The organism is Pseudomonas sp. D2002 (assembly GCF_013385735.1).
GTDB lineage: Bacteria > Pseudomonadota > Gammaproteobacteria > Pseudomonadales > Pseudomonadaceae > Aquipseudomonas.
This window is the reverse complement of the sequence record NZ_JACAPL010000003.1, coordinates 602,730-626,190: the sequence shown is the minus strand read 5'-3', so window position 1 is coordinate 626,190 and position 23,461 is coordinate 602,730. Positions and strand designations below refer to the sequence as shown.

Genomic DNA, 23,461 nt, shown 5'->3' with positions numbered 1-23,461 from the left:
ATGGCACAGGGATTTACCCCGATCGTGGAGTTTTATGGCGCCAACGCGGCGCTGCTCAATCAACGCGTGATGCACTGGAGCCACACCGACGCTGCGGGCATTGAGGCTGACCGGCTGGAGCTGACGCTGAATATCGAAGGGCTCGAGGGTTTGCCCAGCCTCAACGGCAAGATCGGCCTGCGTGTCGGTTATGTGGAATCAGGCTTGGTGGAAAAGGGCGAGTTTGTCGTCAGCCAACGTACGCCCGTGCTGTTTCCCATGCGCTTGATGGTCGTGGCCACAGCCGCGCCCTTCAGCGTTGCGGACGCCAGCGGCTATCGCCAGCGTCGGTCAGCCAGTTACGGGCCGACCACCCTCGGCGCACTGTTTCGCCAACTGGTCAGCCGTCACGGCTATTCACCGCGTGTGGCGCCGGCCCTGGAGGGCATTGCCATCGCGCATATCGACCAGTCCAACGAAAGCGACATGGCGTTTATTTCGCGGCTGGCCAGGCTCTACCGTGCAGTCACCAAACCGATTAACGAACTGTATGTGTTGGGCGAAGCCGGTCGGGTCAATTCGCTCTCCGGCCAGCTACTGCCGGACGTGAAGCTGTCTGTCACCCAGGACAACCGCCCCGGTGAGCAGAGCTTCATCACCGCCAAACTCGACGAAAAGTCCCGCGCAAAATACGAAGGTTGCCGCGCCAGCTGGTGGGATGCCGGCGCCGGCAAGCAGCGCGTGGTTCAAGTCGGCAATGCGCCGTTCAAAACCTTGCGCCAACGCTACCAGAACGAAGCCGAGGCCCGCGCGGTGGCAGAAGGTGAGCTACGCCGTGTGGGGCGTGAAGATCTGCAATTGCTGATCGATTGCCCAGGCAATCCATTGTTGGCCGCCGAAGGTCTGTTAGTGCTGGATGAGAGCTGGCCGTCTTATATGCAGGGGCGCTGGTCGATAAAACAAGTGGTGCATGTTGGCGATCCAGCCACGGGATACCGCAGTTCGATCACGGCGAGCGGGTTGTCGAAATAGATAATTTTAAAGAGTAGAGCCAATGCTGATAACACTCCCTCAATTGCTGGGTGTGATGCCGGGAGCCCGCCTTAACGCGGGCGTTTTTTTAGCCCCCTTGAATGCAGCGTTTGCGCGTTACGCGATTAACACGGCCAAACGCGTTGCCGCCTTCCTCGCCCAGGTCGGTCACGAGTCCGGCGAACTGCGCTACGTGCGCGAGTTGGGCAGCGATCAATACCTCAGCAAATACGACACCGGCACCTTGGCCGCACGCCTGGGCAACACCCCCGAGGCGGACGGCGACGGCCAGCGGTATCGGGGCCGGGGGCTGATCCAGATTACCGGGCGGCGCAATTATCAGGCCTGCAGCCAGGCGCTGTTTGGCGACGATCGGCTGTTGCGCCAGCCTGAGCTGCTGGAGCAGCCGCAATGGGCATGTGAATCCGCGGCGTGGTTCTGGCAGAGCAACGGTTTGAATGAACTCGCCGACAAGGACCAGTTCACCACCATCACCCGGCGCATCAATGGCGGGCTGAACGGGCTGGAGGACCGTCTGCAACTATGGACACGGGCCAAGGTGGTGCTAGGCGTTTCTTAGCTTGCCTGCCGGGCGTACGTGCGCGCCGTCGGGCGTTAGCATCTTGATCCAGTCTGTCGCTTGCGTGTGCGAATTGCTCCTGTAGGGTAGGCAAAATCCCCGCCTACTTCTGGAGACGACCGTGAAGGAAATCACTCAACTGGCCGCTGAATTGGGGCGCCGCTTGCAGGTGCTCAATGCCCACGTCACCACCGCAGAGTCCTGCACCGGCGGCGGTATCGCCGAAGCGATCACGCGGATTCCGGGCAGTTCGGCCTGGTTTGAAGCGGGCTATGTCACCTACTCCAATCGACAGAAGACCCGGCAACTGGGGGTGCCAGAGGCGCTGTTCGCCAAAGTCGGCGCCGTCAGCCAGGAAGTGGTGGAGGCGATGGTGCGAGGCGCGCAGGAAAAAAGCCTGTCGCGTTTTGCCGTGGCGGTCAGCGGCGTCGCAGGGCCGGATGGCGGTTCGCCGGACAAACCGGTCGGCACCGTCTGGCTGGCGTTTGGTGTGGGCGAGGAGGTAACCGCCGAGCTGGCGCACTTCCCCGGTAACCGCGACGAGGTCCGCCGACAAACGGTAAAAGCCGCCTTGGAGGGCTTGTTGCGACGAGCTGCAGCAGAAATAGACAATCAGGGGTAGGCGATCTTCAATCTTTGTGGAACAATACTGTCTACTTATACAGGTGTTGGCCGTCAGGCCTTATTGATTACGTGAGGACTTTAATGGACGACAACAAGAAGAAAGCCTTGGCTGCGGCCCTGGGTCAGATCGAACGTCAATTCGGCAAGGGTGCCGTAATGCGTATGGGCGATCACGACCGTCAGGCGATCCCGGCTATTTCCACTGGCTCTCTGGGTCTGGACATCGCGCTCGGCATTGGCGGCCTGCCAAAAGGCCGTATCGTTGAAATCTACGGTCCTGAATCTTCCGGTAAAACCACCCTGACCCTGTCGGTGATTGCTCAGGCGCAAAAGATGGGCGCCACCTGTGCATTCGTCGACGCCGAGCACGCCCTTGACCCTGAATACGCCGGCAAACTGGGCGTGAACGTTGACGACCTGCTGGTTTCCCAGCCGGACACTGGCGAGCAAGCCCTGGAAATCACCGACATGCTGGTGCGCTCCAACGCCATCGACGTGATCGTGGTCGACTCCGTGGCGGCCCTGGTGCCAAAAGCAGAAATCGAAGGCGAAATGGGCGACATGCACGTGGGCCTGCAAGCCCGCCTGATGTCCCAGGCGCTGCGTAAAATCACCGGTAACATCAAGAACGCCAACTGCCTGGTGATCTTCATCAACCAGATCCGTATGAAGATCGGCGTGATGTTCGGCAGCCCGGAAACCACCACCGGTGGTAACGCGCTGAAGTTCTACGCTTCGGTCCGTCTGGACATCCGCCGTACCGGCGCGGTGAAGGAAGGTGACGAGGTTGTTGGTAGCGAAACCCGCGTTAAGGTCGTGAAGAACAAAGTGGCTCCGCCATTCCGTCAGGCCGAGTTCCAGATTCTCTACGGCAAAGGTATCTACCTGAACGGCGAGATGATCGACCTGGGCGTGCTGCACGGTTTCGTCGAGAAGTCCGGTGCCTGGTATGCCTACAACGGCAGCAAGATCGGTCAGGGTAAGGCCAACTCGGCCAAGTTCCTGGCGGACAATCCGGACATCGCTGCCACGCTTGAGAAGCAGATTCGCGACAAGCTGCTGACCGCCGCGCCGGACGTGAAAGCTGCCGCCAACCGCGAGCCGGTTGAAGAAGTAGAAGAAGCCGACACTGACATCTGAATTAAACGATGACAGTTGTACTGGATACACTCGTCGCCGTTCGGCGCACGGCAATGGACCTGCTCGCTCGACGCGAGCATGGTCGAGTCGAGCTGACGCGTAAACTGCGTCAGCGCGGCGCAGAGCCCGAGATGATCGAAACTGCCCTCGACCGTTTGACGGAAGAGGGGCTGCTTTCGGAAGCCCGTTACCTCGAAAGCTTTGTTTCCTATCGAGCGCGCTCCGGCTATGGCCCCGCGCGAATTCGCGAAGAACTAAGCCAACGTGGCCTGCAACGCGCCGATATCGACCTCGCCCTGCGTGAGTGCGGCATCAGCTGGCAGTCGCAGTTGGAAGACACCTGGCGCCGCAAGTTTGCCGGCCATCTACCGATTGATGCTAGGGAGCGTGCGAAGCAAGGCCGCTTCCTGAGTTATCGGGGGTTTTCGATGGACATGATCAGCCGCCTATTAAGCGGCCGGGACATGGACGACTGAATCCTGGATTGATGGAGTTGATAAGGCAGGGGGGTTGTTGTGGCGAGGGAGCTTGCTCCCGCTGGGCTGCGAAGCAGCCCCATTCATTTTTACGGAACACCACAAAAAAGGCCCACTATGAAAATAGTGGGCCTTTTTTTTTGCCTAAAAAAATCACGCCGTCTCAGGCGTCGCTCGCTGCTGCGCCTTGCCCTGAGCGTGTGCCCAGTTTTCCGGCAAATTGATATAGTCCACCAACTCCCGCAGCCGGCCCTGATCACGGCCATTGAAGTTGAACACCAGCCGCGTCAAATGGCTGAACTTCGGTTCATCATGTTCCTCGCCGGTATAGGCCTGCTGCTGGAACTCCCCACTCAGTCGCAGGCTGGCAAATTCGCTCTGCAAATGGGCCAGGGCACGCTCACTCAGCGGGTGATTCATGCGCACCACAAACTCACGCTTCAACCAGCGTGTGGAATGGAAGTTGGCGTAGAACTGGTTGATTTCATCCACGGCTTCTTCAGCGCTGTGCACCAGTCGAACCAACTTGAGGTCGGTCGGCAGGATATAGCGGTTGGCTTCCAGCTGGCTGCGGATAAAGTCCAGGGCGCCCTGCCAGAAACCGCCGCCTGGCGCGTCCAGCAGTACCACCGGCACCAACGGGCTTTTGCCGGTCTGGATCAGAGTGAGTACTTCCAGCGCTTCATCCAGGGTGCCGAAACCGCCAGGGCACAGTACCAGCGCATCAGCTTCCTTGACGAAGAACAGCTTGCGGGTGAAGAAGAAGTGGAAAGACAGCAAGTTCTCGGTGCCGTCGATGGTCGGGTTGGCGTGTTGTTCAAACGGCAGGGTAATGTTGAACCCCAGGCTGTGTTCCAGGCCTGCACCCTCATGGGCGGCAGCCATGATGCCGCCACCGCCGCCGGTGATGACCATCAAGTCCGATTGCGCCAGCAATGCGCCGACTTCTCGGGCCAAGGCGTACAACGGGCTTTCCACCGGTGTGCGCGCCGAGCCGAACACGGTCACCTTGCGGCGGCCTTTGAACTGTTCGAGCACGCGAAAGGTATTGTCCAGTTCGCGGATGGCTTGCAGGGTGATTTTAGCGTTCCAGCGGTTGCGGTCGTCCTGGGCCATGCGCAGAACGGTGAGGATCATGTCGCGATAGAGGGGAATGTTCGGGCTGTTGGGAGCGATCAGCTGGAGTTGCGCGTCGACCTGCTGTGTGAGGTCGGTCCCGTGTTCTTCAAAATGCCGGAGCAGAGCGTCATTCGATTCGTAAGGCATTCAACTTCTCCTTCTTCACAGAACCTGGGCCATCGGCGAGAGATTCGTCCGGGCCGCGACACTGCGTGTGTCGCTGCATGCCAGAGGCTGTGCACGGTGTTCGCCAAGCGGCAAAGCGGGTTCTGTATGTTCCTTGTGATTTAGAAACCTTTGCACTGCAAGTCGCAGAAGGGCAACCCTCTTTTGCCCTGAAAATGTTACAGAACGGCGTGGAACACGCACGGGAAGGGTTACCGGGATGACTTGATCATGAGCCGAGAAACCCTTGGCTGGCAACCGGTTATTGGCCACACATCATGGAGTTTAGCTGTCGGCAGGCAACTGCAGCGGGGGAAGTGCGCGCCACTGGACAGCAGCGCGCGACGGTCGAGCAACGGTTACTTTTTCTTCTTGGCAGCCGCAGGTGCCGGGCAATCCGCTTCTACAAACTTGACCGAGGCCACGGGGCGGTTGGTCTTGTTCTCGGTAATGTCGTAGCGCATCACGGCGCCCTTGGCCATCAGCTCGCGGTAGCCCTTGTTCAGGCACACGCTTTGGCCCAGCTGGAAATACACGGCCTTGGGGTTGGCGCGCATCTGTTCGGCCCGATCAGGTTGCACACTGAGGTGGTCGATCAGTTGCATGCCTTCAACGGTGTAGGCCACTTCCAGGGTTTTTTCATCGATTTCCCGGGGCAGGTCTTTGTTGCTTTCAGCCGCGACGCTTTGCAGCTTCCTGTTCATTTGAGCCTCCAGCAGCGAGGCCGCGTGGGCGCTCATAGGCAGGACCAGCGCAAGGGCGACGGATGGGGCAACAAGGCGCAGCATGGAACGCAGCATGAAACTCTCCTGATTCGGTTACTGGTGCATAGACCAGCCACTGCGCTGTGCGTTCAGTGGCGCGCAATTATAGGGGAGCGCTTGCCACTACAGCCAGGCGTATCGCTCAGAAGTGCCAGTGGCTCTGTTAAACTGCCGCCACTTAAAGCCTGCCCCGAGTTTCCTCAGTGTCGATTTCCCCTTCTACGGCGTGTACCCGATGAGCCACGCCGTCTCCCGATTGCGCACTCAGCGCCTGGCGCGGGCCGTGCGGCCTTTTGTCAACCGGGGTTCGCGCGCCGAACGCTGCCCCGGCTGCCGGGTGATTCCCGCGTATTGCCTGTGCGCCTGGCGCCCGCAGGTGCAGGCCCGCTCGGCCATGTGCCTGCTGATGCACGATGTTGAACCGATGAAACCCAGTAACACCGGCTGGCTGATCGCCGATGTCATCGACGACACCACCGCATTTGCCTGGTCGCGCACCGAGGTCGACCCCGAGCTGCTGACCTTGCTGGCCGACCCGCAATGGCAACCCTATATTGTATTCCCCGGCGAATTCGTCGCGCCGGAGAGGGTTGTCAGCGAGGTGAAGGTGGAGGAGGGCAAGCGCCCGCTGTTCATCCTGCTGGATGGTACGTGGAGTGAAGCGCGCAAGATGTTCCGCAAGAGCCCCTACCTGGAACACTTGCCGGTGCTGAGCCTGGCGCCCGAGCAGTTGTCGCGCTACAAATTGCGCCGCTCCAAGCGCGATGACCATTTCTGCACCGCTGAAGTCGCGGCGCTGTGCCTGGAACTGGCGGATGATCAAGTTGCCAGCGAAGTGCTGGACGCTTACCTCGACGTATTCAGCACCCATTACTTGGCGGCCAAGTTCCTGCTGCCGCTGGACCCGACGGACAGCGTGCATACGCGTCTCTCGCCGCATATACCGGCGGTATGACCAGACGACGTTTGCATGATGGCACCGTAAACCCGCAACCCGCTAAAATGCCCACGGGCGTAGTGCTTGACCCCCCAGGCTACGCTGGGCATGCTGGGCGCCGATTGGGGCGTAACCGTGAATTTTCAGCGTCGTTGCAGGTGTTTTTGGCGTTGAGCGTGCCCTGTGGCGATGGCTGCCTGGCTGTTGCCTTGTGTACTGGCGAACCCTGAACCCATCAGGGCAGCCATAAAAAACAGGATCATTTAATCAATGGCCACATACGAAATCCTGATAGCCGATGACCACCCGCTGTTTCGCAGTGCGCTGCATCAGGCAGTAACGCTGGGCCTTGGCCCCGACGTGCGACTGGTTGAAGTGGCCAGCATTGCCGAGCTGGAAGCCCGCCTCAGCGAAAAATCCGACTGGGACCTGGTGCTGCTCGACCTCAACATGCCGGGCGCCTACGGTTTTTCAGGGCTGGTGCTGTTGCGCGGGCAATACCCGCAAATCCCGGTGGTAATGGTCTCGGCCCAGGAAGAAGCTGACGTGGTGGTACGTTCCAAGGAGTTTGGCGCCAGCGGGTTCATTCCCAAGTCCAGCTCGATGGAAGCGATTCAGCAAGCCGTACGCAGCGTACTGGACGGCGATGTGTCCTGGCCGCCGCAAGCGTTTGAAGAAATCAATGTGTCCGACGAAGCCAAGGCCGCCCGTGATGGCCTCGCCAGCCTGACGCCCCAGCAGTTTCGCGTGCTGACCATGGTCTGCGAAGGCTTGCTGAACAAACAGATTGCCTACGAGCTGAGTGTGTCGGAAGCGACCATCAAGGCCCACGTGACGGCGATCTTCCGCAAGTTGGGCGTGCGTACGCGCACCCAGGCGGCGCTGCTCTTGCAACAACTTGAGTCAATTTCGCAGCATTAAGTTGTTACTGGTTCACGCTTTTTTGACTTTGCGTCATCTAGTTTCCCCACTCCTTTGGTTCAGTTGCCTACATCTATGTCGCCTTTCAAGGGTCAAACCGGTATCAAACGTATCTTCAACGCAGGGGGCTATTCCCTGGATGGCCTGCGCGCGGCTTTCACTGGCGAGGCGGCGTTCCGTCAACTGGTGTTGCTCAACGTCATCCTGATCCCGTTGAGTTTTTTCCTGCACGTGAGCCGGGTCGAACGCGCCTTGCTGATCGCGGTGTGTCTGCTGGCCTTGATCGTCGAGTTGCTCAACTCCGCTGTGGAAGCCGCCATCGACCGCATCTCGCTGGACCTGCACCCGCTGTCGAAAAACGCCAAGGACATGGGCAGCGCCGCGCAATTCGTGGCACTGACGATGATCACCCTGGTGTGGGCCGTGATCCTGATCTAACGCTCAGGCGATGCTCGGCAGTACGATCTCGTCGCTGCGCTGCACCCCGGCGGTGAAGGCGCGGCACAGTTCCAGGAACTCGCGCATCGCCGAGGTCTGGTACTTCTGTTTATGCCAGATGAAATAGAACTGCCGGGCCAGGTCCAGGTCCGGGGTTTCCACCGGCACCAGGCTGCCACGGCGGAACGCATCGCGCAGCGCCAGCCGGGAAATACAGCCAATCCCCAGCCCGGACTCCACCGCACGCTTGATCGCCTCGGTGTGTTCCAGCTCAAGGCGGATATTCAACGCGCTGCGGTGATGCCGCATGGCCTGGTCAAAGGTCAGGCGCGTGCCGGAGCCTTGCTCACGCAGGATCCACGCTTCATGGGTCAGCTCTTCCATGCTCGCCACGCCGCGTTTGGCCAGGTGATGTTGCGGTGCGCAAAACACCACCAGCTCGTCCTCCACCCAGGTTTGCACTTCGATGTCCGGGTGGCTGCAGTCGCCTTCGATTAGACCCAGGTCAATTTCGTAGTGCGCCACCTGATGCACGATATGCGCAGTGTTCTGCACATGCAGCTTCACCTGGCTTTCGGGGTGCTGCTGCATGAAGCTGCCGATCAGCAGGGTTGCAAGGTAATTGCCGATGGTCAGGGTGGCGCCGACGGCGAGCGAGCCGAAGCCGGACTTGCCGTTGAGCAGGTCTTCGATCTCCTTGGCCTGGTCCAGCAGCGCCACGGCCTGGGGTAACAGCTGATGGCCGAGGGCGTTGAGGCTCAGGCGTTTGCCCGCGCGGTCGAATAATTGGCAGCTGGATTGGCGCTCCAGCTCGGTGATCGAGGTGCTGGCGGCGGATTGAGATAAGGCCAGAAGGCCAGCAGCGCGCGAGACGCTTTCCTGCTGGGCGACGGCGACGAAAACTTGCAGTTGACGGAGAGTAAATCGCATATCGATATAACCGATAACCCTTATCTTAATAATCCAGTTAACAGATATTGTCGCCGCCATTAGAATGCTGTGCAATTGCGCATCTCAATCTTGGCGCAGACCCATTTCCAGGAGTCCCCCGTACATGAGCAACATGAACCACGAGCGTGTCCTCAGTGTTCATCACTGGAACGACACTCTGTTCAGCTTCAAGTGCACCCGCGATCCGGGCCTGCGCTTCGAGAACGGTCAGTTCGTGATGATCGGCCTGCAACAGCCAAATGGCCGCCCGCTCATGCGCGCTTACTCCATTGCCAGCCCGAACTGGGAAGAGCATTTGGAGTTCTTCAGCATCAAGGTGCCCGATGGCCCGCTGACTTCCCAATTGCAGCATTTGAAGGAAGGCGACGAGATCATCATCAGCAAAAAACCGACGGGCACCCTGGTGCTTGACGATTTGAAGCCGGGCAAACACTTGTATCTGCTCAGCACCGGTACTGGCCTGGCTCCATTCATGAGCGTGATCCAGGACCCGGAAACCTACGAGCGTTTCGAAAAAGTGATCCTGTGCCACGGCGTGCGTTACGTCAACGAAGTCGCCTACCGCGAATTCATCACCGAGCACCTGCCGCAGAACGAATTCTTCGGCGAGGCCCTGCGTGACAAGTTGATCTACTACCCAACCGTGACCCGTGAGCCGTTCGAAAATGAAGGCCGCCTGACCGACCTGATGCGCAGCGGCAAGCTGTTCAGCGACATCGGCCTGCCGCCGATCAACCCCGAGGACGACCGCGCCATGCTGTGCGGCAGCCCGAGCATGTTGGACGAAACCAGCGAAGTGCTGAACAGCTTCGGCCTGAAGGTTTCGCCGCGTATGCGTGAGCCGGGTGATTACTTGATCGAGCGTGCGTTCGTCGAGAAGTAAGCAGTCAGGCCATGTGCTGACTGAGCAACAAAGAAGACCTAAATGTGGGAGCGGGCTTGCTCGCGAAGACGGTGTATAAGTCGCCAAATCGGTTGACTGAACCACCGCTTTCGCGAGCAAGCCCGCTCCCACATTTGGTTTCCGGTTTCAGTCAGTTGGCACCACTTCAAGCACGCAAATCATCCCAGCCTCGGGATAGTGCCAGCGCACATCCACATCCCAGAACTGCGCGCCATACTCGCGTTCCGGCCCAGGCGTCTGATACGCGGGCCGCGGATCCTGCGCCAAACATTGCTCGATCAACGCCACCAACGGCTCATCAAGGCGCTCAGCATGGCCTTGCGCCTGGAACAGCGCCGTCTTCAGCCACTGCACGGGAATCAGCTGCGGCGCGCTGCTGGCGATGTCGTTGGTGGCGGTGTCAATGATGTCGGCATACGGCACATACGGCTTGATATCCAGCACTGGGGTGCCATCAAGCAGATCAATCCCGGAAATCCACAACCGCCCTGGCTCGACCTTGTCCAGCTTCACCACCGACTGGCCAATGCCGTTGGGCCGGTGAGTCGCGCGGGTGGCGAACACGCCCATGGACGTGTTACCGCCCAAACGTGGCGGCCGTACTTTCAGGCGCGGCTTGTCTTCCAGGGCCTGGTGGAACAGAAACAGCAACCACACATGGCTGACCTGCTCCAGGCCCTGCACCGCCTCACCTTGATCGAACGGCGCCACCAGTTCCAGCACGCCACGGGCGGCCGGTGCCAGTTGTGGCTGGCGCGGGATGGCGAACTTCTCCTTGAAGCAGGAGCGCACAAAGCCGACGGGCGAGACGTTGTAACTCATGGCTTACGCACGAACCCGCAGGGTCAGGCCCTTGAGGAAGTTGCGCAGCAGCTGGTCGCCGCACGGGCGGTAGTTGGTGTGGCCGAATTTGCGGAACAGCGCGCTCAGCTCCGGTTTGGACACCGGAAACTCGGCGGCCTTGAGGATCGCGTGCATGTCGTCTTCCTTCAGTTCGAAGGCCACGCGCAGCTTCTTGAGGATGATGTTGTTGGTCACCGGGGTTTCGATCGGCTGTGGCGGACGGCTTTCGTCCTTGCCACGCTTGAAGATCACCAGGCCATCAAGGAAGTGCGCCATCACGTCGTCCGGGCAGAACACAAAGCCTTCTTCCTCATCTTTCTTGAGGTAAGTCAGCAGGTCTTCCTTGGTCACGTCCATGCCGCCGAGCTTGATGATCTCGACCATCTTGTTGTCGCTGATGTCGAGCATGTAGCGCACGCTGCGCAGTACGTCGTTGTGAATCATTGGGCAATCCTGGTATTCAACTGAGGGCACCGCGCAAATGTGCCGGTGCCGATAAAAAGGGGTACGGCTTAGAACTTCTCTTTGCTGGACAGGTAGCGCCATTGGCCGACCGGCACTTTGCCGATGGACACGCCGCCGATGCGGATGCGCCGGATGGCGATGACTTTCAAGCCAACGGCCTCGCAGAACAGGGCGATCACGCCCGGTTGCGGGTTCTTCATCGCAAAGCGCAGACGGTTTTCGTTCTGCCAGCTGGCCTTCACGGCCGGCAGCTCTTTGCCTTTGTAGGTCAGGCCGTGGTTCAGGCGGTTGAGGCCGTGGGCAACCATGTCGCCTTCAACCTCAACCACGTATTCCTGCTCGATCTTGGCGGCATCGGCGGTCAACTTGCGCAGAATCTTCCAGTCCTGGGTGAACACCAGCAGGCCGCTGGCCTTGGCTTGCAGGTCCGCACTGGCGGTCAGGCGCAGGAAGTGGCCTTTGAGCGGGCGTTTGCTGAAGCGGTGTTCTTCGGACAGGGTCTCGGCGCTGATCGAGGCCATTGCCGTTTCGGCATCCACACCCACCGGCGCGTGCAGCAGAATGGTCACCGGCTCCGGCGCAGTGGCTTTCGCCTCTGGGTCCAGCTCGACCTTCTGGGTGGTGACCTTGAACTGCGGTTCGTCGATCACTTCGCCGTCCACCGAGACCCAGCCGCCTTCAATAAACAGCTCAGCCTCCCGACGGGAGCAACCGACCAGTTCGATAAGGCGTTTGGAGAGGCGTATGGGGTCAGTCATGACAAGGGCCGTAGCAAAAGGGGGCGGCTATTGTACCTGCCTGGCGCCGGTTAATCCCGGCCCCATTTCAGCGCAGGGGCTTTATTGGTGAATACACGGTTCAAAATGTGGGAGCGGGCTTGCTCGCGAAGGCGTTGGATCAATCAGCACATCCTTGGCTGATACACCGCTTTCGCGAGCAAGCCCGCTCCCACACCTGTTCGGTGCTGGGTCAGCCTCTGCGCAGTTGCTGCTGGCGCAAACGCATGTGCAGCAACGGATACGGCTGGCCCAGCCCATCATGCTCCGCACGGCCGATCACCTCAAAGCCCTGCTTGAAGTAGAACCCCAGGGCCTGCGGGTTCTGTTCGTTGACGTCCAGGGTATCGGCGTTCATGTGTTCGATGGCATACCGCAGCAGTTGCCGGCCAAGTCCCTGACCACGGTGTTGCGGGTCGATAAACAGCATCTCGACCTTGCCCGCCGCCACCCCGGCAAACCCGGTGATGCGTTGGCGCGCGTCCTTGGTACAAATCAGCATCACCGAGTCCAGGTAGCGCGTCAGCACCAGTTCCTTGAGCAGCACGATGTAGCTGTCCGGCAAGAAATCGTGGGTCGCCCGCACCGAGTCTTCCCAGAGCTGCGCCAAGTACGCGAAGTCGCTGAGTTTGGGTGTATGGATAACCGAAAGCTGACGCATGCCCGCTGCTCCTTGACTGGATCTTCGCCAATGCGCAAACGATAGACCGAAAAAAGCCCCGCATCTTGTCCAGAAACGGGGCTTTTAAAGTTTTTACAGACTTAGTCGCGCTTTACGGCCCACAGGTCGTATTCGTCGGCGTCGGTCACGGTGCACCAGACCTTGTCGCCCGGCTTCAAACCGCTGGCGTCGTCGATAAACACGTTACCGTCGATTTCCGGCGCATCGAAGAAGCAGCGGCCTACCGCGCCTTGCTCGTCGACTTCGTCGATCAACACTTCGATTTCCTTGCCAATGCGCAGTTGCAGGCGTGCCGAGCTGATCGCCTGCTGGTGCGCCATGAAGCGCTCCCAACGGTCTTGCTTGACGTCGTCCGGCACGATGGCCGCGTCCAGCAGGTTGGCCGGCGCGCCTTCAACCGGCGAGTACTGGAAGCAACCGACGCGGTCCAGCTGCGCTTCGGTCAGCCAGTCCAGCAGGTACTGGAAGTCTTCTTCGGTTTCGCCAGGGAAGCCGACGATGAAGGTGGAGCGAATGATCAGTTCCGGGCAGATCTCGCGCCAGTTCTTGATGCGCGCGAGGGTCTTGTCTTCGAAGGCCGGGCGTTTCATCGCCTTAAGGATTTTCGGGCTGGCGTGCTGGAACGGGATGTCCAGGTACGGCAGGATCTTGCCGGCGGCCATCAACGGGATCAGCTCGTCCACGTGCGGGTACGGGTAAACGTAGTGCAGGCGCACCCACACGCCCAGGCTGCTGAGGGCTTCGCAGAGTTCGGTCATGCGGGTTTTCACCGGCGCGCCGTTCCAGAAACCGGTGCGGTATTTCACGTCGACGCCGTAGGCGCTGGTGTCCTGGGAGATCACCAACAGCTCTTTCACGCCGGATTTGACCAGGCGCTGGGCCTCGTCCAGCACATCACCGACCGGGCGGCTGACCAGCTTGCCGCGCATCGACGGGATGATGCAGAAGCTGCAACTGTGGTTACAGCCTTCGGAAATCTTCAAGTACGCGTAGTGTCGCGGGGTCAGCTTGATGCCTTGCGGCGGCACCAGGTCGATCAGCGGGTTGTGGTCCTGACGCGGCGGCACCACGTCATGCACGGCGTTGACCACCTGCTCGTATTGCTGCGGGCCAGTCACGGCCAGCACGCTTGGGTGCACGTTGCGGATATTGCCTTCTTCCACGCCCATGCAGCCGGTCACGATGACCTTGCCGTTTTCCTTGATGGCTTCGCCGATCACTTCCAGCGACTCCGCCTTGGCCGAGTCGATGAAGCCGCAGGTGTTGACCACCACCACGTCCGCGTCCTGATAAGTGGACACGACGTCATAGCCTTCCATACGCAGTTGCGTGAGGATGCGCTCGGAGTCGACCAGAGCCTTCGGGCAACCCAGGGATACAAAGCCGACCTTGGGGTTGGCTTTTGCGATGGTGGTGGACATGTCTAACCTCGGTATTGAATGGCGCCGCCAGTCGGGCACGACACGGCGGTAGACGGGCGCTTGGTGCGCCTCTGATCAAAAAGTGCGCAATTCTATCGATGGGCAGCGCACTTGACCAGCTTTATGCAGGGAAATGCGACGAGTGCTGCGCCGCTATCAGCCGTCAGCAGATGCTGTTTTGCCGCGAGTTGGCCCCAATCTTTGTCAGGCCGCTACCGCTGAACCACGCCACGTCTACCTGCGTGCCGCCCTGGCAGAGATCAGCCACCGCACTGACGTACGCTTTCGCGTGTCTGATTAGCCCTACGCAGGCGTCAAAGCACCGTTCTTTTAGAGCCCTGTCGCTGGATACCAAGGGTTGGACAGCCTCGCCAGAGTTTTCAGCATTCTCGACTTCATCTGGCAGCAGCGGGGTGACGGAGAGGTATTCGTGGGCAGTTGGGCCGACAGCTTATTTTAGTGTTCGCTCGCGGCTGCAACTGCCGGTGGAACTGTTTGACGACTACCAGGGCAACCGGAGCGCAATGATTGCGGCCCTTCCCGGGTTGCGACCAGGTGCAACGATCAATCACGGCGAGCACATCACCAGTTTGGCGCTCATCGACAACTAGATGGCAATCCGATGGACGACGCAATCCGCCGCAGCGTAGAACGACAATTTCCCGAACTCACCGGCGGTTACCACCTGCCACGCTTTGCCCGGGTTGTCGCCGTTGCCGATGCGCGCGCCGGCGCCGGGATCTGCGACGACTTCCGTCCGCGTTATGCGGTCGACATCGAGGTCATGGGGCCGGACGGGGAGCCAGACAGCAAGCTGCCGATACTTGCCGGCGTGCCTTTGCCGCTGCCCACCGGTGGCGAGGAAATGGGCATCTATGCATTCCCTGAGGAAGGCACCCAGGTTGTGGTGTGTTTTGCTTACGGCCTGCCGAATAAGCCCTATATCCAAACCATTTTGCCCCACGGCCTGAGCATGCCCAGCGTCCCGAAGGGTGACCAAGTGTGGCAGCACAGCGAGGCCTGTCAGCAGCGCGTTGACGCCGACGGTAACTGGCTACGTCAGACCGATGGCAAGATCCTGGACAAGGCGATTGAGCGGGAAGTGGAGGCGATGGGCAACACCGAGCGGTTCCAGAGCCAAACCAGGACCGTGGATGACCATTCAACGGAATCGGTAGGGGGCATCAAGACTCTTGTAGCCTTGGGCGCGCTCAAGCTGCTGTCAGGCGGATCTGCGAGTCTGGCGGCGGTCGATGATCTGCACCAAGTGACAGTGCGGGACTTGAACCTGGTGGTGGGGCAAAAGCACAACACCACGGTGGGGGGCGACATGGAGGAAAGGATTGAGGGGCTGCGTAAGAGTGTGGCAGCAGTCAGTCAACGACTGGTGGCGCCTAAGACTTGGCTTGGATCCGAAGAGGTGAACGTACTGCAGGTGCTATGTGATTTGCTCTGCCTAGTCCAGCAAATGAATACTCAATTAGCCCTGCATACACATGGTCAGAAACTCCCGCCTACAAATGCGCTAGAATTTGAGAGTAACTTTTATAGCGCAAGTTTGATGGTCGATAAGTTAGAGGTAATTGCGTTGTAAGTGTGACAATACTTTAGGCCTTGTTTGTATAGTTACTTTTAATTTTGAGTAGGAAGGTAGAACTTTACCGTCGATTCAATTCCTTCGCTTTTGAAAGTAAAGATCTCGCGATGAGAAGGTATCTCAATTAACGGTTTCTTGATCGCTCCCAACGTCTCTGCCCAGTTTTCTGGGGAGAGCCTCAAGTCTTCAATCTTCTTCATGTAGAAGACCGCAGATGGTAACTCTGGACCGCTTGTTTTCTGGATTAGATCTTTAGCGTGAGAATAAATTGCATCGGCCCACTCAGCCTTTGCAATGATGGCCTCTCGAGCATGGTATGTGGAACACATAACAAGCGTCTCTGCTCCTTCATTTTTACAGAGTGTTTCTGCGTAATTGTACCAGTCCCTACCATTTTCGAAATAGCCAATGCGATAACACAGCATTCCTAAGTTGGCCGCTGCATGAGACGCGCTTGCTTTTTCTTTTTTTATTATGTCTTTGAAGAAGGTTGTCCAGGTTGTGATTGTTGTCTCATCTATTGGCTGTGTCTCAATAATTCCAATTTTCGCTATTTCAGCATATGCTTTATTTAACTTAAGGGTAAGATTGTCTGGATTTGTCTTCAAGCCCTCTATTGCTACTCTAATCACAATATCATATTGATCGATCAGTGCGGCAAGATAAGTCGCCAGCATAGGGGGTTTGCTTGAATAAGGCTCAGACTTGTACCACTCCATACAGTAAACTAAAGCTTTATTTATATCGCCTTCAATATAGTTTTCCCAAGCTTTGGCCTCGAAGGCCATCTCCATCTGCTCATTAGTAATTATAACGCCTGCTTTTAAGTCATGCGCTTGCTCTACCCATTTTGCCTGCGCTAAGACATTTCTATTTGGAGAGATTAGAGAGCTTCTAAAATAGTTTTTAGCTTTTTTATTAGCTCCTGCAGAAAGCTCTAATGTACCCAATGCACTTGCAAGTTCTGCTGTGTGTTTCGGGTTTAGGCCCGACTCCAGTAACTTTTTGGATACGCTAATATTTTTGCTTGTGCGGCCAGATAGCTCTGAAACTGCAATTTCAGCCGATGCGATCCACGGGTCGTTACGGATACCAGGATGGTTCATCAAGATTCGGTGAGATTTATCAATCAGATCGATGTGAATAAAGAGCCGTGAAGCCACTCTGGTAACCCATCTATGGTTCGGTGCTAAACTTAAAGCTACAGTCATTGCTCGTTCTGCATGATCGCTGTTGCCCAGAATTACATGCTCTCTAGCTAAGTCGACCCAAGCAAGGATGTTCCGTGGTTGTTGATTTAGGTTGGCACGTAATTTTCTTATCTTATAGAACTCTGAACTCGTATTGATTTCTTCCATCTCGCCTAGAATTTGTCGAGCTAAGTTCATTATAGGGGTTGGTAGGCCGCTTTCTTTCAATATTCGCTTAGCTGCAAATTGTAATGCATCTTCCTCGCGCTCTAATGACGCAACATTCAATAGCTCAACGGCCACGCCAACTCTGTCGTTACGCTTTAGTTCCTCTTGCAGCTTATTTGTGAGTTTTTCTGAGGAAATCGTTGTGTTTGAACTTTTCAATGAAGAGTTTTCAGCTAGGTTTCCGGATGCTGCAGAATCATCCCATATGGGTAACACTTTCCGATCAAATTCGTTGTTGTAGAGGCTCATATGTTATGCCTTCCTCTTTGCAGCGATAATTGATTGGCGTTCGGCTTCATTGCTCAAATAGTCAAGCTCACTTACGAAACGATTGAGGCCTAAGCCTAAATAATTCTTTTTTCCCATTACGCCCGTTGCGCCACGCATATTGTAGTCGGGATTTGAGCATTGGTTGATCAGACTTACAACTCTTTTTCCAAGCCAGTCCGGGTGGGTTGTTCTAAATTCTTCAAGGCCGTCATAGAATGCTTTCTGAAGGTATGGCAGTGCTTGTGCATAAGTGCTTTGACCTCCACCCCATCTTCTAGGAGAGAGTGCTTCAGGCAGCCTTCTTTGTATAATGGTATTAACTGTGACTCCGAATATAAGGAAACTGATCATCGAGCCGAATTGATATAAGTCGCACCGTTCACGGCGGTCAACCCACTCGTTTAGTGTCAGACCATATAACTGCTCTGGTGGAGCATAGCCATGATCACCTGCTACTACCCAGCCGTCGTAAACGCCAATAGTTCCTTGGATGCTTGCGCGGCCTAAGTCGCCAATTTTTGCTCCGGTTTCCTCAAAAATCATTACATTGGAAGGCTTTATATCTTGATGGCTGATTTTTTCCGCGTGTAGCTGTGAAATGCCTAATGCGATTTCTTTCAAATACCTAAATTTTATTGATAGATCATGTAGGTTGTTTTGCTTTATATAGCTCCTTACATCGCCACCATCAGCTAACTCCATCACCATGTATGGGATGTCGTTAACCATATCTCCGGGCTCTTGGGGGACGGTGACATCTCCATGCTCAATTATTCTAACCACTTGTCGCATTTTCGACTTAACGCAAAGTGTGTTTAATCCTTTTTCATTATTGAATGCCGTCGTTTCTTGTTGCAATGTTTCCATCCAAGATCGGCTTCCGCGCTTCTTGAGTACATTGTCTAGATCAAATGCCTTTAAAAAGGCCGTTTTACCTTCTTTGCTTACGACATACGATACGGAAAACGTGCCGCCGCTACCCTCATCTCCATCCTGAGCCCGTCCCACTGCTAAGATTTCCCCTACAGTCCACCCATTGGGTAGGGTAATACCACTCAAGCGTGTAGCTGGGGTGTTATCGAGCATTGACTTTCTCCGTGTCTCGCCATTTAGAGTTTTCGATTTATTTTGGCCGTTCTAAGGTCTGGCTTTTTGCTATGACGTGTCAATCGGGTGACGAGAAAAAACACCATAAAACGACTTATCCCCCTCCCGCCGACGGGCTTTGTCTTCGCTTTTTGTGCTAAACGACTGTGGGGGTGAAAACGATGCCTCCACCCAGGCCCGCTGGGAGCGTTGGCGGATATTTCGCAATTGCACGCAGTGAAAAAATTTGCAAAGCGGTGTAAGGACGTTTCACCACGGGGGATGACCGAGGAGGGAATGGTAGCTGCTAGGAGCCCTGAGTTCATTGGACTGGTGGCAGGAAAAACGACGAGGAATGAGGTTTTCGAAAATGGAATGCGTTGAAGACCTACGCCGGCTTGGCGAGGTTGAATTATTATGCGGATAGACTGAAAGCCCCAGAATCTAGGGCTTTCAGTTCAAGTTGACGCTGGCATACGTTACAAAACCTAGCCAAAGTCTTTTTCAGCGAGGTCGACCATTGCTTTGATCGTTGGCACGTATTCTTTCATGAACTCAAGGACATCATGGAATGACTCCATTCCATAGAGGTGCATTTCATCACCGATTGTCAGATGGACTAAGGCCTTGTGATCTGTACCGCCTGCGCCCGTGAAAAGCTCGATAGACGCGATCTCAGGGTTTCCAATTTCAAACTGACGCATGAAACCCATTTCTCGTAGCGCTTTGTTGACGTCGTCCGTACCTGCTTTATCGCAAGCTTCGTTGATCAGATTTCGTTGGAGTTAAACCACGCCTCGGCTGCTGGAATAGCTATACATCGTGTTTTTCCCTGGCATCGAATTGGTGACGAATTCTGCCTCAATCGGGCGGAGGGGGTAGTCAGAATTTCGAGTCAGAAATGTTTATCTTCACGGTCGTTAGAGCAACCCAGGGATACAGAGCCGACCTTGGGGTTGGCTTTTGCGATGGTGGTGGACATGTCTACCTCGGTATTGAATGGCGCCGCCAGTCTGGCACGACACAGCGGTAGACGGGTACCCGGTGTGCCTGTAGTGGCTGATTCGCACAGACCTTACCAGGCTCTTAAGCCCGGACGTCTTGCTCGGCGCGGTGCGCTACAACTTTAGACATGCCCACACCTAAGGCCTGAAGCACTTTCAGGAGGGTAGAGAGCTTTGGGTCGCCGCCGGCGGCGATGGACCTGTAGAGATTTGCCCTATTCAGCCCTGTGTTCTGCGACAAACTGAGCATTCCGCCACGTGCTTCCGCTACGCGACGGATAGCGACGAGGAAGGCGTCCTCGCCACCCGCTTCATCGATTTCCTCAAGCGCGACAGACAGATATTCGAGGGCGAACGCTTCGTCGTCTCGAAGCATTTCTAGAACGCTGTCTTCATGAGAACGCGTACCAAGGGTCATTTATGCTGCACCTTGTAAGATTTCCAGAAAGCATTGCTGAGCCGGGCCGAAAATATACGATTGGCCGTAAATGTGATCAATGCAGGCAAAAAGGCTCCAAATTGCCTTTATCTCTGTTACTGAATGCATTACCTGAATCACTTGAGCAGCGAAATGCGACGAGTGCTGCGCTATGCTTCGCGCCGTTGCAAATGGGTAAAACCCTTGGGTCAATAAAACGTCTGTTACGAGAAGTAAAACAGCGCATGCTACGGTCAGCTTAGACGCGTTGTTTATAAAAGACCTCAGGTCAAAAGGGCAGGAGTGGTTGATGGGTCAGGCAAATAGTCAGGCAGCAGGTGCCGAGCATTCCAATGCAAAGCCGATTGGCATGCTGGTGGCGGCAGTCGGGGTGGTTTACGGCGATATCGGTACCAGCCCGCTCTATACCCTTAAAGAAGTGTTTACTGGTGGTTACGGGGTTCAGGTCAATCATGACGGGGTCTTCGGCATTCTGGCGCTGATTTTCTGGTCGCTGGTGTGGGTCGTGTCGATCAAGTACGTGCTGTTTATCCTGCGCGCTGACAACCAGGGCGAGGGTGGCATCATGGCCCTGACGGCACTGGCGCGGCGGGCGGCGTCGCCGTACCCCAAGTTGCGTTCGGTGCTGGTGATTCTTGGCCTGATCGGTGCGGCGCTGTTCTACGGCGACAGCATGATCACCCCGGCGATCTCGGTGTTGTCGGCGGTCGAGGGCCTGGAATTGGCCTTTGATGGCCTGGAACGTTGGGTCGTGCCGCTGTCGTTGGTGGTGCTGGTCGGGCTGTTCCTGATCCAGAAACACGGCACCGACCGCATCGGCAAGCTGTTCGGGCCGGTGATGGTGGTGTGGTTCCTGGTGTTGGGCGGCCTCGGCGTGCACGGCATTCTGCAACACCCCGAAGTGCTCAATGCGCTTAACCCGGTGTGGGGCGTGCGTTTCTTTACGGCGCATCCTGGCATGGGCGTGGCAATTCTCGGTGCCGTGGTGCTGGCGTTGACCGGCGCCGAAGCGCTGTATGCCGACATGGGCCACTTTGGCCGCAAACCCATCGCCCGTGCGTGGTTCGCCCTGGTGCTGCCGGCGCTGGTGCTTAACTACTTCGGCCAGGGCGCCTTGCTGCTGGAAAATCCTGAAGCGGCGCGCAACCCCTTCTACCTGCTGGCGCCGGAGTGGGCGTTGATCCCGCTGGTCGCGCTGTCGACCCTGGCCACGGTGATTGCCTCCCAGGCGGTGATTTCCGGTGCGTTCTCCTTGACCCGCCAGGCGATCCAACTGGGTTACATCCCGCGCATGCATATCCAGCACACTTCAAGCGCCGAGCAAGGCCAGATCTACATCGGTGCGGTGAACTGGTCGCTGATGGTCGGCGTGATTCTGTTGGTACTGGGCTTTGAATCCTCGAACGCCTTGGCTTCGGCTTACGGCGTGGCGGTGACCGGCACCATGCTGATCACCAGTATCCTGGTGTCGGCGGTGATGCTGCTGCTGTGGAAATGGCCGCCGGTGCTGGCAATTCCGGTGTTGATCGGTTTCCTGTTGGTGGACGGTCTGTTCTTCGCCGCCAACGTGCCGAAAATCGTGCAGGGCGGTGCCTTTCCGGTGTTGGCGGGGATTGTGCTGTTTATCCTGATGACCACTTGGAAGCGCGGCAAGGAACTGTTGATGGACCGCCTCGACGAAGGCGGCCTGCCATTGCCGATCTTTATCAGCAGTATCCGCGTGCAGCCGCCCCATCGCGTGCAGGGCACCGCTGTGTTCCTGACCGCGCGGCCCGACGCCGTGCCCCACGCGCTGTTGCACAACCTGCTGCATAACCAGGTGTTGCATGAGCAGGTGGTGATGCTGACGGTGGTCTACGAAGATATCCCGCGCGTGCCGGCGTCGCGGCGCTTCGAGGTGGACGCCTATGGCGAAGGCTTCTTCCGCGTGATCCTGCACTTCGGGTTTACCGATGAGCCGGACGTGCCCGAAGCGCTGAAGTTGTGCCATCTGGACGACCTGGATTTCAGCCCGATGCGCACCACCTACTTCCTCAGCCGCGAAACGGTGATCGCCTCGCGCATCAAGGGCATGGCCCGTTGGCGCGAAAGTTTGTTTGCCTTCATGTTGAAGAATGCCAACGGCAACCTGCGCTTCTTCAAACTCCCGGTAAACCGGGTGATCGAGCTGGGCACCCAGGTCGAAATGTAAGCTGTTGCGACACGGGAGCCGGCAATCGGCTCCCGTTTTCCGTCTGAACCCTGTGCAAGCTACCGTTGTCGACTAGGCTCTAAGCACTGTTTGAATAGTGCCCACAGAACCCAGAAGAGGTGCGCCATGAGTCAGCTGCTCGAACCCTACACACTCCGTCAATTGACCCTGCTCAACCGCATTGCCGTGTCGCCGATGTGCCAGTACTCATCCGACGATGGCCTGGCCAATGACTGGCACCTGGTGCACCTCGGCAGCCGCGCAGTGGGCGGCGCCGGGCTGATTTTCACTGAAGCCACCGCCGTGACCGCCGATGGCCGCATCACCGCCCAGGACCTGGGCCTGTGGAACGACGCACAGATCGAACCGCTGCAGCGCATTACGCGTTTTATCGCCGCCCAAGGTGCGGTGGCGGGCATCCAGCTGGCACATGCCGGGCGCAAGGCCAGCACCCATCGGCCGTGGATCGGCAAGCACGGCAGCGTCAAGCCGGAAGATGGCGGCTGGGTGCCAGTGGGCCCATCGCCCATCGCCTTTGACCCCAATCACACCCAGCCCAAGCCGCTGGACGAAGGGCAGATCCAGCAGGTGATCGCCGACTTTGTCGCCGCCGCCAAGCGCGCCCTGACCGCCGGTTTTGAAGTGGTGGAAATCCACGCCGCCCACGGTTACCTGTTGCATCAATTCCTCTCGCCCATCAGCAATCAGCGCCAGGACCACTACGGTGGCTCGTTTGAAAACCGCATTCGCCTGGTGCTCGAAGTGACCCAGGCCGTGCGCGAAGTCTGGCCCCAGGAGCTGCCGCTGTTCGTGCGGGTGTCGGCCACCGATTGGGTCGAAGACGGCTGGAACCCGGATGAAACCGTGGAACTGGCGCGCCGCCTGAAAGACTTGGGCGTCGACCTGATCGACGTGTCCTCAGGTGGCACCGCCGCCAATGCCGAGATCCCCACCGGCCCCGGTTACCAGACGCGCTTTGCCGAGCGTGTGCGCAAAGAGTCGGGCATCGCCACCGGCACCGTGGGCATGATTACCGAGCCTGCCCAGGCCGAGCACATCCTGCGCACGTGCCAGGCGGACATCATCTTCCTCGCCCGTGAGTTGTTGCGTGACCCTTACTGGCCGCTGCATGCCGACGATGACCTGGGTGGGCGCAAGGCAATCTGGCCAGCGCAGTACCAACGGGCGACTCATCGGGATCAGCCGATCCATGAGTCTGATCTGAGGGATTGATCCCAC

24 protein-coding genes and 1 pseudogene are annotated in these 23,461 nt (G+C 57.5%); 13 read left to right on the top strand and 12 right to left on the bottom strand.

The window, feature by feature from the left end; genetic code table 11:
* From HX783_RS06200 to recX, 5 genes are all read left to right on the top strand, one after another.
* Positions 1–1,011 (top strand): phage late control D family protein, encoded by a 1,011-nt coding sequence (locus HX783_RS06200; protein ID WP_177016310.1) that lies wholly within the window; start codon positions 1–3, stop codon positions 1,009–1,011.
* A gap of 22 nt (positions 1,012–1,033) precedes the next feature.
* Complete coding sequence (locus tag HX783_RS06195; RefSeq protein ID WP_177016309.1) at positions 1,034–1,591, top strand: glycoside hydrolase family 19 protein; 558 nt, start codon at positions 1,034–1,036, stop codon at positions 1,589–1,591.
* A gap of 121 nt (positions 1,592–1,712) precedes the next feature.
* A complete protein-coding gene (locus HX783_RS06190; protein WP_159954598.1) occupies positions 1,713–2,213 on the top strand; it encodes a CinA family protein in 501 nt (166 codons plus the stop codon).
* A gap of 83 nt (positions 2,214–2,296) precedes the next feature.
* On the top strand, positions 2,297–3,355 hold the full coding sequence (gene recA, locus HX783_RS06185) for a recombinase RecA (protein WP_003189042.1): 1,059 nt from the start codon (positions 2,297–2,299) through the stop codon (positions 3,353–3,355).
* Between the two features lie 8 nt (positions 3,356–3,363).
* Positions 3,364–3,831 (top strand): recombination regulator RecX, encoded by a 468-nt coding sequence (gene recX / locus HX783_RS06180; RefSeq protein WP_034118389.1) that lies wholly within the window; start codon positions 3,364–3,366, stop codon positions 3,829–3,831.
* Positions 3,832–3,984: 153 nt separating this feature from the next.
* Here the strand turns inward: recX and HX783_RS06175 are convergent, their stop codons facing one another.
* On the bottom strand, positions 3,985–5,097 hold the full coding sequence (locus tag HX783_RS06175; protein ID WP_177016308.1) for a TIGR00730 family Rossman fold protein: 1,113 nt from the start codon (positions 5,095–5,097) through the stop codon (positions 3,985–3,987).
* A 377-nt stretch (positions 5,098–5,474) separates the two neighbouring features.
* Positions 5,475–5,915 (bottom strand): PA3611 family quorum-sensing-regulated virulence factor, encoded by a 441-nt coding sequence (locus HX783_RS06170; protein WP_159954600.1) that lies wholly within the window; start codon positions 5,913–5,915, stop codon positions 5,475–5,477.
* 199 nt (positions 5,916–6,114) lie between these two features.
* Here HX783_RS06170 and HX783_RS06165 point away from each other — a divergent pair, with 199 nt between their 5' ends.
* The 3 genes from HX783_RS06165 (at position 6,115) to HX783_RS06155 (ending at position 8,175) form a co-directional block, all read left to right on the top strand.
* Positions 6,115–6,834: a tRNA-uridine aminocarboxypropyltransferase gene (locus tag HX783_RS06165; protein ID WP_177016307.1), complete on the top strand. Its 720-nt coding sequence runs from the start codon at positions 6,115–6,117 to the stop codon at positions 6,832–6,834.
* A 252-nt stretch (positions 6,835–7,086) separates the two neighbouring features.
* Positions 7,087–7,737 carry a response regulator transcription factor ErdR gene (gene erdR, locus HX783_RS06160; protein WP_177016306.1) on the top strand — a complete coding sequence of 217 codons (651 nt, stop codon included), beginning with the start codon at positions 7,087–7,089 and terminating at the stop codon, positions 7,735–7,737.
* Between the two features lie 75 nt (positions 7,738–7,812).
* Positions 7,813–8,175: a diacylglycerol kinase gene (locus HX783_RS06155; protein WP_094949927.1), complete on the top strand. Its 363-nt coding sequence runs from the start codon at positions 7,813–7,815 to the stop codon at positions 8,173–8,175.
* Between the two features lie 3 nt (positions 8,176–8,178).
* Here HX783_RS06155 and HX783_RS06150 read toward each other — a convergent pair whose 3' ends face one another.
* On the bottom strand, positions 8,179–9,105 hold the full coding sequence (locus HX783_RS06150) for a LysR family transcriptional regulator (RefSeq protein WP_057012105.1): 927 nt from the start codon (positions 9,103–9,105) through the stop codon (positions 8,179–8,181).
* Between the two features lie 124 nt (positions 9,106–9,229).
* Here HX783_RS06150 and fpr point away from each other — a divergent pair, with 124 nt between their 5' ends.
* Positions 9,230–10,009, top strand: coding sequence for a ferredoxin-NADP reductase (gene fpr / locus HX783_RS06145; protein ID WP_003189055.1), 780 nt, complete (start codon positions 9,230–9,232; stop codon positions 10,007–10,009).
* A 147-nt stretch (positions 10,010–10,156) separates the two neighbouring features.
* Here the strand turns inward: fpr and tsaA are convergent, their stop codons facing one another.
* From tsaA to rimO, 5 genes are all read right to left on the bottom strand, one after another.
* On the bottom strand, positions 10,157–10,852 hold the full coding sequence (gene tsaA / locus HX783_RS06140) for a tRNA (N6-threonylcarbamoyladenosine(37)-N6)-methyltransferase TrmO (protein ID WP_177016305.1): 696 nt from the start codon (positions 10,850–10,852) through the stop codon (positions 10,157–10,159).
* 3 nt (positions 10,853–10,855) lie between these two features.
* Positions 10,856–11,317 carry a DUF1456 family protein gene (locus HX783_RS06135; RefSeq protein ID WP_034118394.1) on the bottom strand — a complete coding sequence of 154 codons (462 nt, stop codon included), beginning with the start codon at positions 11,315–11,317 and terminating at the stop codon, positions 10,856–10,858.
* Between the two features lie 68 nt (positions 11,318–11,385).
* The gene (locus HX783_RS06130) at positions 11,386–12,096 is read right to left on the bottom strand and encodes an rRNA pseudouridine synthase (RefSeq protein WP_177016304.1); all 711 of its coding nucleotides are present in this window, start codon (positions 12,094–12,096) and stop codon (positions 11,386–11,388) included.
* 211 nt (positions 12,097–12,307) lie between these two features.
* Positions 12,308–12,775, bottom strand: coding sequence for a GNAT family N-acetyltransferase (locus HX783_RS06125; RefSeq protein WP_177016303.1), 468 nt, complete (start codon positions 12,773–12,775; stop codon positions 12,308–12,310).
* Between the two features lie 101 nt (positions 12,776–12,876).
* Positions 12,877–14,217, bottom strand: a complete 1,341-nt coding sequence (rimO, locus tag HX783_RS06120; RefSeq protein WP_159954606.1) for a 30S ribosomal protein S12 methylthiotransferase RimO — start codon at positions 14,215–14,217, stop codon at positions 12,877–12,879.
* A 173-nt stretch (positions 14,218–14,390) separates the two neighbouring features.
* On the opposite strand from rimO, the pseudogene HX783_RS29910 reads away from it, so the two are divergent.
* Together HX783_RS29910 and HX783_RS06115 are read left to right on the top strand one after the other, a co-directional pair.
* Positions 14,391–14,828 (top strand): annotated as a pseudogene (locus tag HX783_RS29910) (hypothetical protein); the annotation flags it as partial.
* A gap of 11 nt (positions 14,829–14,839) precedes the next feature.
* The gene (locus tag HX783_RS06115; protein WP_177016302.1) at positions 14,840–15,811 is read left to right on the top strand and encodes a hypothetical protein; all 972 of its coding nucleotides are present in this window, start codon (positions 14,840–14,842) and stop codon (positions 15,809–15,811) included.
* 38 nt (positions 15,812–15,849) lie between these two features.
* Here HX783_RS06115 and HX783_RS06110 read toward each other — a convergent pair whose 3' ends face one another.
* The 4 genes from HX783_RS06110 to HX783_RS06095 form a co-directional block, all read right to left on the bottom strand.
* Positions 15,850–17,481, bottom strand: a complete 1,632-nt coding sequence (locus tag HX783_RS06110) for a hypothetical protein (RefSeq protein WP_177016301.1) — start codon at positions 17,479–17,481, stop codon at positions 15,850–15,852.
* A gap of 3 nt (positions 17,482–17,484) precedes the next feature.
* Entirely contained in the window at positions 17,485–18,588 is a 1,104-nt protein-coding gene (locus tag HX783_RS06105) for a protein kinase (RefSeq protein ID WP_177016300.1), read from the bottom strand.
* Positions 18,589–19,076: 488 nt separating this feature from the next.
* The gene (locus tag HX783_RS06100; protein ID WP_177016299.1) at positions 19,077–19,292 is read right to left on the bottom strand and encodes a hypothetical protein; all 216 of its coding nucleotides are present in this window, start codon (positions 19,290–19,292) and stop codon (positions 19,077–19,079) included.
* Between the two features lie 382 nt (positions 19,293–19,674).
* Positions 19,675–20,010, bottom strand: a complete 336-nt coding sequence (locus HX783_RS06095) for an addiction module antidote protein (RefSeq protein WP_177016298.1) — start codon at positions 20,008–20,010, stop codon at positions 19,675–19,677.
* 310 nt (positions 20,011–20,320) lie between these two features.
* On the opposite strand from HX783_RS06095, the gene HX783_RS06090 reads away from it, so the two are divergent.
* Both HX783_RS06090 and HX783_RS06085 read left to right on the top strand, forming a co-directional pair.
* Complete coding sequence (locus HX783_RS06090; RefSeq protein WP_177016297.1) at positions 20,321–22,222, top strand: potassium transporter Kup; 1,902 nt, start codon at positions 20,321–20,323, stop codon at positions 22,220–22,222.
* 126 nt (positions 22,223–22,348) lie between these two features.
* The gene (locus HX783_RS06085; protein WP_177016296.1) at positions 22,349–23,455 is read left to right on the top strand and encodes an NADH:flavin oxidoreductase/NADH oxidase; all 1,107 of its coding nucleotides are present in this window, start codon (positions 22,349–22,351) and stop codon (positions 23,453–23,455) included.
* Positions 23,456–23,461 lie beyond the last annotated feature (6 nt).

Coding starts and splice junctions, on each gene's coding strand:
- HX783_RS06200 (WP_177016310.1), top strand. CDS start 1: ATGGCACAGGGATTTACCCCGATCGTGGAGTTTTATGGCGCCAACGCG.
- HX783_RS06195 (WP_177016309.1), top strand. CDS start 1,034: ATGCTGATAACACTCCCTCAATTGCTGGGTGTGATGCCGGGAGCCCGC.
- recA (WP_003189042.1), top strand. CDS start 2,297: ATGGACGACAACAAGAAGAAAGCCTTGGCTGCGGCCCTGGGTCAGATC.
- recX (WP_034118389.1), top strand. CDS start 3,364: ATGACAGTTGTACTGGATACACTCGTCGCCGTTCGGCGCACGGCAATG.
- HX783_RS06175 (WP_177016308.1), bottom strand. CDS start 5,097: ATGCCTTACGAATCGAATGACGCTCTGCTCCGGCATTTTGAAGAACAC.
- HX783_RS06170 (WP_159954600.1), bottom strand. CDS start 5,915: ATGCTGCGTTCCATGCTGCGCCTTGTTGCCCCATCCGTCGCCCTTGCG.
- HX783_RS06165 (WP_177016307.1), top strand. CDS start 6,115: ATGAGCCACGCCGTCTCCCGATTGCGCACTCAGCGCCTGGCGCGGGCC.
- erdR (WP_177016306.1), top strand. CDS start 7,087: ATGGCCACATACGAAATCCTGATAGCCGATGACCACCCGCTGTTTCGC.
- HX783_RS06155 (WP_094949927.1), top strand. CDS start 7,813: ATGTCGCCTTTCAAGGGTCAAACCGGTATCAAACGTATCTTCAACGCA.
- HX783_RS06150 (WP_057012105.1), bottom strand. CDS start 9,105: ATGCGATTTACTCTCCGTCAACTGCAAGTTTTCGTCGCCGTCGCCCAG.
- fpr (WP_003189055.1), top strand. CDS start 9,230: ATGAGCAACATGAACCACGAGCGTGTCCTCAGTGTTCATCACTGGAAC.
- tsaA (WP_177016305.1), bottom strand. CDS start 10,852: ATGAGTTACAACGTCTCGCCCGTCGGCTTTGTGCGCTCCTGCTTCAAG.
- HX783_RS06135 (WP_034118394.1), bottom strand. CDS start 11,317: ATGATTCACAACGACGTACTGCGCAGCGTGCGCTACATGCTCGACATC.
- HX783_RS06130 (WP_177016304.1), bottom strand. CDS start 12,096: ATGACTGACCCCATACGCCTCTCCAAACGCCTTATCGAACTGGTCGGT.
- HX783_RS06125 (WP_177016303.1), bottom strand. CDS start 12,775: ATGCGTCAGCTTTCGGTTATCCATACACCCAAACTCAGCGACTTCGCG.
- rimO (WP_159954606.1), bottom strand. CDS start 14,217: ATGTCCACCACCATCGCAAAAGCCAACCCCAAGGTCGGCTTTGTATCC.
- HX783_RS06115 (WP_177016302.1), top strand. CDS start 14,840: ATGGACGACGCAATCCGCCGCAGCGTAGAACGACAATTTCCCGAACTC.
- HX783_RS06110 (WP_177016301.1), bottom strand. CDS start 17,481: ATGAGCCTCTACAACAACGAATTTGATCGGAAAGTGTTACCCATATGG.
- HX783_RS06105 (WP_177016300.1), bottom strand. CDS start 18,588: ATGCTCGATAACACCCCAGCTACACGCTTGAGTGGTATTACCCTACCC.
- HX783_RS06100 (WP_177016299.1), bottom strand. CDS start 19,292: ATGCGTCAGTTTGAAATTGGAAACCCTGAGATCGCGTCTATCGAGCTT.
- HX783_RS06095 (WP_177016298.1), bottom strand. CDS start 20,010: ATGACCCTTGGTACGCGTTCTCATGAAGACAGCGTTCTAGAAATGCTT.
- HX783_RS06090 (WP_177016297.1), top strand. CDS start 20,321: ATGGGTCAGGCAAATAGTCAGGCAGCAGGTGCCGAGCATTCCAATGCA.
- HX783_RS06085 (WP_177016296.1), top strand. CDS start 22,349: ATGAGTCAGCTGCTCGAACCCTACACACTCCGTCAATTGACCCTGCTC.